The following is a 13,367-nucleotide window of genomic DNA, read 5'->3' as shown; positions in this document are numbered from 1 at the left end:
ACCATGCCCAAGCAGCAAGCGGCGGCGGTTGCTCGCGTTGTTGAACTTAGCCAGCGTTATGGCGACACGCTCGCACTGGATCGTTTAAGCCTGGATGTGCCTGCCGCTTGCATGGTCGGACTGATTGGTCCTGACGGCGTGGGCAAGTCCAGCTTGCTGTCCTTGCTGGCGGGCGCCCGTGTGATTCAGGAAGGCCGTATTGAAGTGCTGGGTGGCGATATGGCGGAAAAAAGCCATCGCGACCAGATTTGCCCGCGCATTGCCTACATGCCTCAAGGCTTGGGCAAGAACCTGTATCCCACCTTGTCGGTGGAAGAAAACCTGCAGTTTTTTGGTCGATTGTTCGGGCACGATGCTGCCGAGCGCCGTCGCCGAATTGATGATTTGACGCGCAGCACGGGCCTGCATCCTTTTCTGACACGGCCAGCAGGCAAGCTTTCGGGCGGTATGAAGCAAAAGTTGGGTCTGTGCTGCGCATTGATTCACGACCCGGACTTTTTGCTGCTGGACGAGCCTACCACCGGCGTGGACCCCTTGGCCCGCAAGCAGTTCTGGGATCTGATCGAGCGTATTCGCATCGAACGTCCCAGCATGAGCGTGATTGTCGCCACCGCTTATATGGACGAGGCCCAGCGCTTTGATTGGCTGGTCGCCATGGACGACGGCCAGATTCTGGCAACAGGTTCGCCCAAAGAACTGCTGGAGCGCACGGAAAGCAAGAGTCTGGAGCAGGCCTTTATTCGCCTCTTGCCCGAGGACAAGCGTCAAGGCCACAAGGCTGTAGAAATCCCGCCACTGGATGTGGATGCGGACGATATTGCCATTGAAGCCGAAGGGCTGACGATTCGCTTTGGCGACTTTACCGCCGTTGACAATGTGTCCTTCCGGATACGTCGTGGCGAAATTTTTGGCTTTCTGGGCTCGAACGGCTGCGGTAAATCCACCACCATGAAGATGCTGACGGGGCTGTTGCCTGCCTCCGAAGGTCAGGCCTGGTTGTTTGGCCACGAGGTCGATCCCAAAGACATCGATACCCGCCGTCGTGTGGGCTATATGTCACAGGCTTTTTCCCTGTACAGCGAGCTGACGGTCCGGCAAAACCTGGTGCTGCACGCCCAGTTGTTCCACGTCCCCGAGGACGAGGTGGAAGGCCGTGTGGCGGAAATGGTGGAGCGTTTTGAGCTGGGCCAGATTCTGGACCGTTTGCCCGATGCCATTCCTTTGGGGATGCGCCAGCGACTGTCCTTGGCGGTGGCCATGGTGCATAAGCCAGAGCTGCTGATCCTGGACGAACCCACTTCCGGTGTGGACCCAGTGGCTCGCGACAATTTCTGGCGCTTGCTGATTGAGTTGTCCCGCCGCGACAAGGTCACGATTTTCATTTCCACCCACTTCATGAACGAGGCCGAGCGTTGCGACCGCATGTCCATGATGCATGCCGGTAAAGTGCTCGATAGCGATACGCCTGCGAACCTGGTGAAAAAGCGTGGCGCCGCTGATCTGGAAGAAGCCTTCATTGGTTATTTGCTGGAAGCCAGTGGCCCCGAGCCTGAAGTGGAACCGGCGACAGAACAAGCGGTGGTGGCAAACGAAGCTCATAGCGAAAAGCGCGAACGCTTTAGCTTGCAGCGTTTGCTGAGCTACACCTGGCGCGAAGCGCTGGAGCTGCGTCGAGATCCGGTGCGAGCCACTTTGGCCTTGGCCGGTTCCCTGATTTTGCTGTTTGTGATGGGGTTCGGGATCACCCTGGACGTAGAGGATTTGCGCTACGCCGTGCTGGACCGCGACCAGACCAGTATCAGCCAGAACTACGCTTTGAACCTGTCCGGCTCGCGCTATTTTCTGGAGCAGGCCCCCTTAACGGATTACCAGGATCTGGACGACAGAATGCGGCGCGGCAAGATTGCGCTGGCGATCGAAATTCCGCCCGGTTTTGGACGTGATGTGCTGCGCGGCAGCAAGCCGGAAATCGCCGCCTGGGTGGACGGTTCCATGCCTACCCGTGCCGAAACCATTCAAGGCTACGTGAAGGCCATGCATCAGCAATGGCTGATTACTCAAGCCAAGGAGCGTCTGGGGGCAGGGGCTTTGGTCGTACCCGCCAGTATTCAGGACCGTTACCGCTACAACCCGGACGTCAAGAGCTTGCCGGCCATGGTGCCTGCCGTGATTCCGGTGCTGCTGCTGATGTTGCCTGCGATGTTGACGGCATTGTCCGTGGTGCGTGAAAAGGAACTGGGTTCCATCATCAACCTGTACGTTACGCCGGTCACCCGAGTGGAGTTTTTGCTGGGCAAGCAGATTCCCTATATCGGCCTGGCGATGATCAACTTTCTGTGCATGTGCCTCTTGGCCATCACGGTGTTCGATGTACCCATCAAGGGCAGCTTCCTGACCTTGAGCGTGGCCACCTTGATGTTTTGCGTGATTTCTACCGGCATGGGGTTGGTGGCTTCCACGGTGACGAAAAGTCAGATCGCGGCCATGTTCTTTGCCATGATCGGCACCATGCTGCCAGCCACGCAATTGTCCGGTTTGCTGAACCCGGTGTCCTCCATGGAAGGGATCAGCCGTTGGGCGGGCGAGATTTATCCGGCTACGCATATGTTCAACATCAGTCGCGGGGTATTTAACAAAGCACTGACCTTCTCGGATCTGCACGGGGCCCTGTTTGCCTTGTTGCTGGCCATTCCGGTGGTGTTGGGCGCGGCGGTCATGCTGCTGAAAAAGCAGGAGAAGTGAGATGAGAAAACTCAAGAATGTACTGTTGCTGGGCCGCAAGGAGCTGTGGAGTCTGGCGCGTGACCCCATGATGCTGCTGCTCATTGTGTACGTGTTTTCGGTCTCGATTTACACCTCCGCGACCGCGCAGCCCGAAACCCTGAACAATGCGCCCATCGCGATTGTGGACCAGGACCAGAGCCCCTTGTCAGCGCGCATTACTTCGGCTTTTTATCCGCCTGAATTCATCCACCCGCACATGATCGAGTATGGGGAAATGGACTCGGGCATGGATACGGGGCAGTTCACCTTTGTGCTGAACATTCCACCGAACTTTCAGCGCGATGTGCTGGCCGGACGCAGCCCCGAAGTGCAGTTGAATATTGATGCCACACGCATGAGTCAGGCCTTTACCGGCAATAACTACATCCAGCAGGTGGTGATGGGCGAGGTGAACGAGTTTGTGCGACGGTATCGCAGCATTGACACCTTGCCGGTGGATCTGGCCTTGCGGGTGCGGTTTAACCCCACACTGGAAAAGGCCTGGTTCGGCAGTATTGCCGAGGTCATCAACTCGGTGGCGATGCTGTCCATCATCCTGACCGGAGCCGCCCTGATCCGGGAGCGCGAGCACGGCACGATCGAACACTTGCTGGTGATGCCGGTGACACCGGGCGAGATCATGGCGTCCAAGGTCACGGCCATGGGACTGGTGGTCCTGGTGGCGACGGCGGCGTCGCTGAATTTTGTGGTGCGAGGCCTGCTGGGCGTGCCCATTGAGGGTTCCATTCCCTTGTTCCTGTGCGGCGCCGTTCTGTGTCTGTTTGCCATGACTTCCATGGGGATTTATCTGGCTACCTTGTCGCGCAGCATGCCGCAGTTTGGCTTGTTGTTGATGTTGACCTTGCTGCCCATGAACCTGCTCTCGGGCGGACGTACCCCCCGCGAAAGCATGCCTGAAATTGTTCAGAACCTGATGCAACTGGCTCCCACTACACACTTCGTGTCCCTGGGGCAGGCCATCTTGTTCCGGGGGGCTGGCATTGAAACCGTATGGCAACCCTTTTTAGCCCTGCTGGTGATCGGGACGGCGTTGTTCCTTCTGTCACTGCGGCGTTTTCGTAACACCATCTCTCAGATGGCTTGATGGACTGGGCCCCGTCAGGGGGCACTTTTTTCCTTTAAGGAGATTTCGATGAGCATGGAAACACTTCCCCTGGATCTGTACAAGGCCAATGTTGAGTTGCAACTGCGTATCACGCGCCTGCTGCAGGAGGGCGGCCATCGTTGGCTGGAGTCCGTACAGAAAAGTAATTTGCGCAGCATGGAGCAGACTACGGCCGAGATTGAAGGCTTGTTGCAAACGGGTAACTGGCAGTCCTTGGCCACCTTGCCCGCCGACACGTTCTGGCGTTTGTTCCAGCACGGCGTTAACGACAGCCAGACCATCAATCAATTAGCGATTCAGAACCAGACCGAGTTCACCTCCGGTTTGCAGGAAGCGCTGGAAGCCTGGCAGAAGTCGGTGATGGCGGTGGTCAGCAATACCAGTGCGGCCGTGCCAATGATGGATATTTTCAAGCAGTGGGGCGCACCTTGGGCAAACGCTGCCAGCGCCTCTGACACTAAAAAGGGAGCATAAGCGGTATGTCTACGGTTAAACGCACGGCGTTGGTGACAGGTGGGATGGGCGGTCTGGGCCAAGAGATCGCCCGTGCCCTGCATGATGCGGGCCATCAAGTCCTGGTGACTCACTCGCGCAGCGAGGCCGATGCCCAGGTCTGGCTTAAAGAGCAGGCCGATGCAGGTTATGTGTTTCAGGGCTATCACGTTGATGTGGCCGATTTCGAATCGTGCCAGCAAATGGCGCAAGCTATCGAGAAGGACGGTCTGCAAGTCGACATCCTGGTCAATAACGCCGGTATTACGCGCGATGGCACGTTCCGCAAGCTGAGCAAAGACAAGTGGGACGATGTGCTGCGCGTCAATCTGGACTCGGTGTTCAACGTCACCAAGCCTTTTATTGACGGCATGCTGGAGCGTACCTGGGGCCGAGTGATCAATATCTCGTCCATCAATGGCAGCAAGGGACAGTTCGGTCAAACCAACTACTCGGCCGCCAAGGCAGGGATGCACGGTTTCACCAAGGCCTTGGCTCAGGAAGTGGCGCGCAAGGGCGTGACCGTAAACACAATTTCCCCCGGTTATCTGGCCACCAAAATGGTCATGGCCGTGCCTGAAGATGTGCGTAATAGCATTATCGCGGGCATCCCGGTTGGCCGTTTGGGCAAGCCCGAGGAAATTGCGGCTCTGGTGACCTTTATTGCCAGCGAAGCAGCCGGATTTATGACAGGTAGTAATGTCGCCATGAATGGCGGCCAGCATATGTACTAAGCCCGACTCTGTTCGGCTGCTGCCTGTATGGGCCCGCTTGTCGGGCCTGCGACTTATGAAAGGAATGGATATGCACAAAGATATCGCCATTGTTGCTGCGACTCGTAGTCCCATCGGCCGTTTTCAAGGGGGGCTGTCTACGGTGCCCGCCCACGATTTGAGCGCACAACTGATTCGTGCCGTGCTCCAGAGCACGGGCGTTGCAGCCGAACAGATTGATGAAGTTATTCTGGGCCAGATTCTGACCGCCGGCGCTGGTCAGAACCCGGCTCGTCAGGCCGCGGTGAACGCTGGCCTGCCTTATGAAGTTCCCTCCATGTCCCTGAACAAGCTTTGCGGTTCAGGCTTGAAAGCGGTGCATCTGGCGGCTCAGGCCATCGCCCTGGGCGATGCCGATCTGGTGCTGGCCGGTGGTCAGGAAAGCATGAGCCTGGCTCCCTTTGTTGTACACAAAGCCCGTACCGGCTTGGGCCTGGGCCACGCCATGATGGATGACACCTTGTTGCGTGACGGTTTGACCGACGCTTTCCACAACTACCACATGGGGATCACAGCCGAAAACCTGGCCGAGCGCTACGGCATCACCCGCGAACAACAAGATGCTTTTGCGGTGGAGTCCCAGCGTAAAGCCGTAGCCGCGATGGAAGCCGGACGCTTCAAGGACGAAATTACCCCCATCGACGTACCTCAGCGTAAAGGAGACCCTGTGCGCGTTGAGGCCGACGAACAGCCGCGTGCCCAAACCACGCTGGAGTCCTTGGCCAAGCTGCGTCCTGCCTTCAAGAAAGACGGCACGGTTACCGCCGGCAACGCGTCCACCATCAACGACGGTGCAGCCGTACTTTTGCTGGCCAGCGCAGAGAAAGCCAAGGAATTGGGTCTGCCCGTTCTGGCGTGGATTCGTGGCTGGGCCAGCACGGGTGTAGACCCGGCCATCATGGGGATTGGCCCCGTGTCGGCCAGCCGCAAGGTCTTGAAGAAAGTGGGTTGGGAAATTGATCAACTGGATCTGATCGAAGCTAACGAAGCCTTTGCCGCCCAATCGCTGGCTGTGGCCAAAGACTTGCAGTGGGACATGAGCAAGGTCAACGTCAACGGCGGTGCGATTGCCTTGGGTCACCCCATTGGTGCGTCCGGTGCGCGCGTGTTGGTCACCCTGGTTCATGAACTGCGTCGCCGTGGTGGCCAGAAAGGTCTGGCCACCCTGTGCATTGGTGGCGGTCAAGGCGTAGCCATTGCCATTGAGGCCGCTTGAACAGCTAGCTGATTGAAGGGAGAAGATGATGACAGATAAGTCTCGTGACGACAGCACGGCCTGGTCCCCCTGGATGATGAATCCCTGGAACCTGGGTCAGACCGTCTCCTCGTACTTTGTGGACGCCTGGCAGCGCGCCATTCTGTATGCCGATATCGAGCGTCAGGTCGGGGATCAGTACCAGGCCCAACGCAAGGTAGAAGTGCCGAATGTGCTGAACTTCCCGGCCGAACTGGTCATGTCGGGTCTGACTCTTCCCCGACCCGTCAACTATCTGATGGTGCGTATTCTGGCACCGGAAGATCAGCCTACCGACCCCAGCAAACGTCCGTTTCTGGTGGTTGATCCCCGTGCCGGTCATGGGCCGGGCATCGGTGGTTTCAAGTCGGATAGTGAAATCGGTGCCGCGCTGCAAGCGGGGCACCCTTGCTACTTTGTCGGATTTTTACCGGACCCTGTTCCTGGCCAGACGGTCGAGGATGTGATGCGTGCCCATGCAGCCTTTGTCAGCAAAGCGGCCGAGCTGCATCCAGAAAGCCAGGGCAAGCCGGTGGTGATCGGTAATTGTCAGGCGGGCTGGCAGATCATGATGGCGGCGGCTGTGTGGCCGGAGTTGTTTGGTCCCTTGATTCTGGCCGGAGCCCCCGTGTCTTACTGGGCAGGCCGCAACCCCATGCGCTATGCCGGTGGCTTGCTGGGTGGTAGCTGGTTAACAGCGATGACCAGCGATCTGGGCAATGGTCGCTTTGACGGTGCGTGGCTGGTCAAGAATTTCGAGAATCTGGACCCGGCCAATACCTTGTGGTCCAAGCAGTACAACGTGTACGCCAATGCAGACACCGAAGCCGAACGCTATATCGGTTTCGAGAAATACTGGGGCGGTTATGTATTTCTGAACGATGTGGAAATGCAGTACATCGTGGATAACCTGTTCATTGGCAACAAGCTGTCTACGGCACAGTTAATGACCTCCGACGGCATCCGCATCGACCTGCGCAATATCCGTTCGCCCATCGTGGTGTTCAGTTCTTTTGGCGACAACATTACGCCGCCCGCACAGGCACTGGGCTGGATTACTGACCTGTATCTGGATGACGATGATGTGCGCAGTCACGACCAGACCATCGTCTTTACGACCCATGATCGTATCGGACATTTGGGTATTTTTGTGTCCGGTAGTGTGGGCAGCAAAGAGCACCGCAAATTTGCCAGCACCATTGATCAAATTGATTTGCTGCCTGCCGGTATTTACCGCGCGACTGTCGAAGAAACGCCCGATGACGACACCTTGCTGAATGACCCCTATTTGATGTCGGTGCGGCAAAGCAATCTGGCTGAAATTGCCGAAATTGTGCAGCCTGATCCTGAGTCGGATCGACGTTTTGCTGCTGCGGCGCGTCTATCGGAAATCAATCTGGCGTTCTACAAGAGCACCTTGCAGCCTTGGGTCAAAGCGCTGTCTACTCCCTATACCGCGGCATTGCTGGAAGCCGTTAACCCCATGCGTCTGTCGTACGAGTCCTGGACCAGCGCCCATCCCTGGGCCGCCACGATTCATCAGTGGGCAGAAAACATCGCCCAGCAGCGCCAGACCGTGGACGAGGACAATATTTTCCTGGAAGCGCAGGAGAATTTCTCCCAGGCTATGGAACGGGTCCTGAACAATTACCGTGACCGGCGCGACAGTATTTATCAGATCTGGTTTGACACGGTTTATGGCTCGCCCTTGTTGATGGCTTTGGCGGGCCATGCACCGGGTGACTCCGTACCGGCGCGTCCCCATCCCGGTAGCTCGCCCGAGCATCTGGCTTTTGTGCGTCAGCAAATGCACAGACTGGACGGTTTGCTGAACGAAGGCGGTTTGCTGGAAGCGGCTTTGCGCGCCTTGTTCCACATTGCCAAGCAGCGCAACAGTGTGGATGAGCGTTATCACCATGCTGCCATGCGTCTGCGCGAGCAGTACGACACCGGCAAGATTGATATTGAAAAAATGCGTGCTGCAATTCGTGAGCAGGCGCTGGTTCTGGCGCACCACGGACACAAGGCTGTAGAAGCGATTCCACATCTGCTGAGCAAACAGACGCCAGAGGAAATCCGCTTGGTCGCGTCCCTGATCAAGAAGCTGATCAGCGCCATTGATGAGCAGGATGCTGCGCCTGAAGCGGTGGTGAAGGCTTCTGAAGAGGTGCTCGGCTTGTTCGAGATGGCTGCCCAGCAGCAAGAGCAGGGCAAGAAATCAGATGAGGCGGACGCCAAGCCCGTCGTTAAAACGGCAAGCAAGACCGCAACTAAAGCTGCCGCTAAAACTACGCCAGCAGCGCTCAAGAAGCCTGCCACTCCTGCACCAGTAAAGCCAATAGCCCAGGCCGTAACAAAAACGGTAGCGAAATCAACGGGGCCATCGTCAGTAGGTACGACAGCTAAAACAGCGACATCTGCTCCAGTGAAACCAGCCGCCGAGCCAGCGACAAAACCGCTTGCTCAAACCATGGCGGGTATTCCGGCTCAAGCCTTGGGTAAGGCCGCATCTAAGTCTGCGACGCCTAGCTCCGCGACACGACCTACGCCTGCTACAGGCGCAGCTAATAAACCAGTTGCTACTTCGTTTGCTTCTGGACCGCTGTTCCCCGCAGAAAAAGCCAAAGGTAAGCCTGCTGTTAGCGCACCTGCCAAGGCCGTTAGCGCAGGGGCCAAGCCTGGTTCGGCTACTACTGCAACAAAGCCAGCCGCCAAGGCAGCAACGGCGCCTACCACGCCAGCAAGTAAATCGGCAGCCAAGTCTGCAACAAGCTCAACGCCATCATCCGGGCAAGGCAAAGCTGCGGCTAAACCTGCCAGCACGGGTGCAGCGTCCAGGACTCGTCAGCGCAAGTCTTGAGACTTGGTTCTAGTGAATTTTTGAAGGAGTTTTCAGCATGAAGTATTCATTTTCCGGCCACTCTGTTTTGGTAACTGGCGCAGCCTCGGGTATCGGTGCTGCAACAGCCCGCCTGCTGGCCGCCAATGGCCTGTCGGTTGTTGTGTCTGACGTACAGGCCGATGCGGTTCAAGCCGTGGTCAAGGAAATTGAGCAGGCCGGTGGCAAGGCGGTGGCGAATGTGGCGGATGTCACCCAGCCCGATCAATTGAAAGCCGCTGTCGATTGCGCCATTGAACACTTCGGTGCCTTGCACTTCGCTGTCAATAACGCCGGTGTGGGCGGGGATTCCGGCCCGGCAGGCGAGATGGATCTGGACGGCTGGCGTCGCCTGATCGACATCAACCTGAACGGCGTAGCCTATGGCCTGCGTTATCAGATTCCCGCCATTTTGGCGGCGGGCGGTGGTGCCATCGTCAATATGTCGTCCATTATGGGCCTGGTCGCCAATCCTACTTTGCCCGGCTACAACGCCGCCAAGCACGGTGTGATTGGCCTGAGCCGTTCTGCAGCCCTGGAGTACTCCTCTCAGGGCCTGCGCATCAATACCATCCACCCCGGTTATGTCGATACGCCGATTTTGTCGGGTCTGGATGCGGCTGCTCGTGAAGCCTTGGTGGCTCAACACCCGATTGGCCGTTTGGGTCATGCCGATGAAATTGCCCATGCTATTGCCTTTCTGCTCTCGGAAGGGGCCAGCTTCATGACAGGCGCTTGTTTGGTTGCGGATGGTGGCTATACCGCCAAGTAAGTGATAGCAGGGGGGGCTCTGTTGATTTGGTGGATGGAGCCATTACCGCAGGTTTGGGTTTAAAACAGTCCTAATGCCGGTGCTCGATTTTTATGCGAGTACCGGCATTTGTTTTATTTCACGCCAATAATCTTGATCGTGGTAATCGAAACCGAGCCTGGCGGCACGCCGGTGGCGGCATGGGCCTCGGTGATGGGGACATGGATGCGTGCAGAACCACCAATACCCAGTTGTTTGACGATCTCTTGGAAAAGGGGCGGTAAGTCCGCAGTCAGACTGGTTTTGGTGTCTCTGGCAGCCAGTATTTCCCCTGTTCCCAGTTCTTCATCAAGCTCAAACAGGATATCGCTGCTGGCGGTCACCATCGGTGCCTTGCCCTTGTTCAGGATCTTGTAGACCACTCCATCCGCCATTTTGATGGCACCTTTTTCTGCCCCTGCCGCCGCCAGAACCGATTTGGCCAGCTTCTCGTTCTTGGACAGCATGGCCTGTTCCAATAGCTTGTCGACGTTGGTCAGCTCCACAGAAATGATGCTGGAGGACAATTGCAGGCGCTGGTCGATTTTGTCGCTGAAACCCTGGGAGAAGGCTTGCAAATCCAGTTGCTTGCCAATGGATGCCAGTTTCTGCGTCTCGTGCGGCGCACTGTCCGCATACCAGGCCCCGATGGCATAGCTAAGGCGGATGTCTGGCGAGGCGGCGTCATTCACAATCATGCGTCGGGGCGCGCCTGCAGGTTCGGCCTTGTTTGAATTCAGCGCTTGCGCGACCAACCTGTGTTGCAAGTCCTGTTTTGCCTCTTTCAGCTCGTCTATCTCTTTCTTGAGCGTGGCGATCTCAGTCGCGGTCGCAGCAAGTTTGCTGTCTTGCAACTGGTCATTGGATAGGTCCTGGCGCTGGGCACTTTGCAGGCTTTCCAGTTCTGATGCCAAAGCATGTTTTTGACTCAGCTCCTCTTCCAGACGTTGGCTTAATTCCCTGATCCGCGCCTGGTTTTGTTCCTGATCGATGGCGATGGGTGCCAGAACCAGAGAGCCGTCCGGCTCTGCCTGTAGCTGCTGCAATTGTTGTTGTAGTTGGCTGTTCAGGTTTTCGGTATCTGACAGACGCTGTTGCAAGGCAATCAACTGCGTGTTGGCCTGATGCAGCTCGTTTCTGAGCAGGGCATTGTTCTCGGCCTGAGCTGTAGTGGGAGGTAGGGGGCTGGTTTGGGGAGAGCCCGCATTTCCTTGTGGTCTAGGAAGGCCATCACCAATGATGTTTTCGTGAGCCAAGCGGTCCAGTAAGCCCGTTCCCACCGAATGAGAAGCTTCATAAAACAGCAGCAAGCTGCAGCAAAGTGCCGCGTTGAAGTACTTTCTCATAGCTTGTTCAGGCTTTGAACGCGATCCATCATGTTGGAGTAGACGGCGTTGTTAATCCGGACACAGACCAGGGACAGCATCTTGTTGACTTCAGTCAGCATGATTTCAGAGGCGTTTTCATCAATCAATGCCGCATTGCTTTTATAGATCCCAAAGTTCTCATCAATAGTCTGCATTTGCTGACGGTATTTTTCGTAGGCGACCGGGTCCAGATCTTTGAGTGCGGCGAACTCCTGAAAGCACTTGTCCTCTTTGCTGGATGCGCTGGTCTCCGGGGCGTTGTGAACAGGTGCGGTCGTTTGGCAGGCAGATAAAACAAAGGCAGCCACAATGGCTGCGCCGGGAAAGGTGAATCGCATAAACTCCTCGATACGTTCGACTAGCTTTATTCAGATTATTTTGGGGACGAGTATTGAATTCGAGCGTTGCCGCAAGCCTTGGAAACGAGGTCCAGACTCCTTGTTTTGAACCATCAGCAAAAGCAGATTGCATGGGCTTGTTGGGTCCCGAAATTGGAACATGCAGATCCAGGCCAAGAATTAAGAACTATCTGATTTTCATGGCTTTCGATTATTGAGATAGACGTAAAAAATCGCCGCTCCCCAGGCAGGGCAGCGGCGATTTCATTGGGAATGACGTGGCTGTGGTGATCGGGGCAGACGCGGTTCTACGGCTTGCCGGTTTTTGTTGGCTGAATATAGAGCAGCGACAGGAGCAACAGCACCAGGCAGATCATGGCGGATAGAATATTGGTGCCGCTCCAGCCTGCAAGGCTGAACAGAAAGGCCGGGGCAAACGCCCCCAGAGTAGCGCAGATGGATACGCCCAAATCATTCAGGCCCTGCACTTCCAGAAACTGCGGCTTGCCTTCCAGCGTCTCTGTCAGCAAGGCGCTGCCACCTACATAGGTGAAGTTCCAGCCCAAACCCAGAATCAATAAGGAAAGGCTGAGAGTCGTATAGCTGTGGCCAACAATATTGACCAGGCTGCTCAAGAGCAAAAGCAGAATGCCGGTGATGGCAATAGTTTTCAGGCCAAACTTCTGGATCAGAATGCCGGTAAAGAAAGAGGGGGCGAACATGGTCAGCACATGCCATTGAATGGCTGTGCTGATATCTGAAAAGTGCACATGAAGATGGGACATATGCATGGACGCCTGAATCATCAGCAGGTTCATGATGCCGTAGCCAATCGCGGCGATACAGATGGCAATGGCCAGCGTCTTGTTATGCAGCACCAGGCCCAAGGTCTGGCCACGATTTGTTTTCTTGCGCGCAGCCTGTTGAACAGGCTGCACTTCCTTGATGCACAGATTCAGGATGAACGAGATCAAAGCCAGCAAGATGAAGGCGGCATAGCAGGCGGCAAACTCTGCCCCGAAGCTGCTGGTTTTCAAGCCCCGTATCAGCAAGGGGCCTGATACGGCGGCAATCACCCCTCCGGCCACAACCAAAGAGATAGCACGCGGTATCAAGTTGCTGCCAAGTCCGTCGGTGGCGGCAAAGCGGTTGAAGTTGGCAAAGGCAATATACATACCCAGCAAGGCATGCGAGACCACCAGCCAGGAGAACTGCTTCATCTCGATTGCCCAAGACCCGACGACACCCGAGGCGGCCAAGGGCAGACAGGCCAGTAAAAAGGATTTTTTCCGGCCTATGGCGGCCATCAGCCTGGATGCGGGAAGGGTGAATAGCATCACAAACAGGAACTGGAAACCATAGGGCACAGTGGATAGCCAGGGCTCGGGGGCCAGACTACCGCCAACCAGGGCCGCCATGGTGACGGACATGACGGCGGTGGTCAGGTTAATGGATTGGGCCAGGAAGTAGATGTAGGTTTTGAAAGGGAGTTGGGTGGTGGTCATGATGCTGCGTTGTGGTGGGCGTCGGTGTGCATGGATGAAATGACAAATGCCCCGATCTTGAGAGCGAGGCAAACCTCTACTGGCACGTCAGAAAGATGGGG

The 13,367-nt window shown here is 56.5% G+C and carries 10 protein-coding genes; 7 read left to right on the top strand and 3 right to left on the bottom strand.

Annotated elements, in window-relative coordinates:
• Positions 1–3 precede the first annotated feature (3 nt).
• From rbbA to NIZ92_RS14570, 7 genes are all read left to right on the top strand, one after another.
• Complete coding sequence (gene rbbA / locus NIZ92_RS14600; RefSeq protein ID WP_035272018.1) at positions 4–2,742, top strand: ribosome-associated ATPase/putative transporter RbbA; 2,739 nt, start codon at positions 4–6, stop codon at positions 2,740–2,742.
• Between the two features lies 1 nt (position 2,743).
• Positions 2,744–3,868, top strand: a complete 1,125-nt coding sequence (locus tag NIZ92_RS14595) for an ABC transporter permease (protein ID WP_021446932.1) — start codon at positions 2,744–2,746, stop codon at positions 3,866–3,868.
• Between the two features lie 54 nt (positions 3,869–3,922).
• On the top strand, positions 3,923–4,363 hold the full coding sequence (locus NIZ92_RS14590; RefSeq protein ID WP_230940634.1) for a phasin family protein: 441 nt from the start codon (positions 3,923–3,925) through the stop codon (positions 4,361–4,363).
• Between the two features lie 5 nt (positions 4,364–4,368).
• Complete coding sequence (gene phbB, locus NIZ92_RS14585) at positions 4,369–5,115, top strand: acetoacetyl-CoA reductase (RefSeq protein ID WP_026484632.1); 747 nt, start codon at positions 4,369–4,371, stop codon at positions 5,113–5,115.
• Between the two features lie 70 nt (positions 5,116–5,185).
• Entirely contained in the window at positions 5,186–6,370 is a 1,185-nt protein-coding gene (locus NIZ92_RS14580; protein WP_254002166.1) for an acetyl-CoA C-acetyltransferase, read from the top strand.
• A gap of 73 nt (positions 6,371–6,443) precedes the next feature.
• Positions 6,444–9,248, top strand: a complete 2,805-nt coding sequence (locus NIZ92_RS14575) for a DUF3141 domain-containing protein (RefSeq protein ID WP_367881694.1) — start codon at positions 6,444–6,446, stop codon at positions 9,246–9,248.
• Positions 9,249–9,285: 37 nt separating this feature from the next.
• The gene (locus NIZ92_RS14570) at positions 9,286–10,038 is read left to right on the top strand and encodes an SDR family NAD(P)-dependent oxidoreductase (protein ID WP_207875530.1); all 753 of its coding nucleotides are present in this window, start codon (positions 9,286–9,288) and stop codon (positions 10,036–10,038) included.
• A gap of 113 nt (positions 10,039–10,151) precedes the next feature.
• On the opposite strand, the gene NIZ92_RS14565 is transcribed toward NIZ92_RS14570, so the two are convergent.
• The 3 genes from NIZ92_RS14565 to NIZ92_RS14555 form a co-directional block, all read right to left on the bottom strand.
• Positions 10,152–11,402, bottom strand: a complete 1,251-nt coding sequence (locus NIZ92_RS14565; protein ID WP_207875529.1) for an FKBP-type peptidyl-prolyl cis-trans isomerase N-terminal domain-containing protein — start codon at positions 11,400–11,402, stop codon at positions 10,152–10,154.
• Complete coding sequence (locus NIZ92_RS14560) at positions 11,399–11,761, bottom strand: hypothetical protein (protein ID WP_207875528.1); 363 nt, start codon at positions 11,759–11,761, stop codon at positions 11,399–11,401. Before NIZ92_RS14560 ends, NIZ92_RS14565 begins: the two co-directional genes overlap by 4 nt.
• Before the next feature lie 308 nt (positions 11,762–12,069).
• A complete protein-coding gene (locus NIZ92_RS14555; protein WP_254002165.1) occupies positions 12,070–13,266 on the bottom strand; it encodes an MFS transporter in 1,197 nt (398 codons plus the stop codon).
• Positions 13,267–13,367: the final 101 nt, after the last annotated feature.

This window comes from Alcaligenes sp. 1735tsa3 (genome assembly GCF_024134565.1).
GTDB lineage: Bacteria > Pseudomonadota > Gammaproteobacteria > Burkholderiales > Burkholderiaceae_B > Alcaligenes > Alcaligenes phenolicus.
Note: the sequence above shows the minus strand (reverse complement) of the source record. Positions and strands in the feature narration are given on the sequence as shown.

What these genes read in the sequence shown, in the direction of transcription:
- rbbA (WP_035272018.1), top strand. Translation starts at nt 4, where the DNA reads ATGCCCAAGCAGCAAGCGGCGGCGGTTGCTCGCGTTGTTGAACTTAGC.
- NIZ92_RS14595 (WP_021446932.1), top strand. Translation starts at nt 2,744, where the DNA reads ATGAGAAAACTCAAGAATGTACTGTTGCTGGGCCGCAAGGAGCTGTGG.
- NIZ92_RS14590 (WP_230940634.1), top strand. Translation starts at nt 3,923, where the DNA reads ATGGAAACACTTCCCCTGGATCTGTACAAGGCCAATGTTGAGTTGCAA.
- phbB (WP_026484632.1), top strand. Translation starts at nt 4,369, where the DNA reads ATGTCTACGGTTAAACGCACGGCGTTGGTGACAGGTGGGATGGGCGGT.
- NIZ92_RS14580 (WP_254002166.1), top strand. Translation starts at nt 5,186, where the DNA reads ATGCACAAAGATATCGCCATTGTTGCTGCGACTCGTAGTCCCATCGGC.
- NIZ92_RS14575 (WP_367881694.1), top strand. Translation starts at nt 6,444, where the DNA reads ATGATGAATCCCTGGAACCTGGGTCAGACCGTCTCCTCGTACTTTGTG.
- NIZ92_RS14570 (WP_207875530.1), top strand. Translation starts at nt 9,286, where the DNA reads ATGAAGTATTCATTTTCCGGCCACTCTGTTTTGGTAACTGGCGCAGCC.
- NIZ92_RS14565 (WP_207875529.1), bottom strand. Translation starts at nt 11,402, where the DNA reads ATGAGAAAGTACTTCAACGCGGCACTTTGCTGCAGCTTGCTGCTGTTT.
- NIZ92_RS14560 (WP_207875528.1), bottom strand. Translation starts at nt 11,761, where the DNA reads ATGCGATTCACCTTTCCCGGCGCAGCCATTGTGGCTGCCTTTGTTTTA.
- NIZ92_RS14555 (WP_254002165.1), bottom strand. Translation starts at nt 13,266, where the DNA reads ATGACCACCACCCAACTCCCTTTCAAAACCTACATCTACTTCCTGGCC.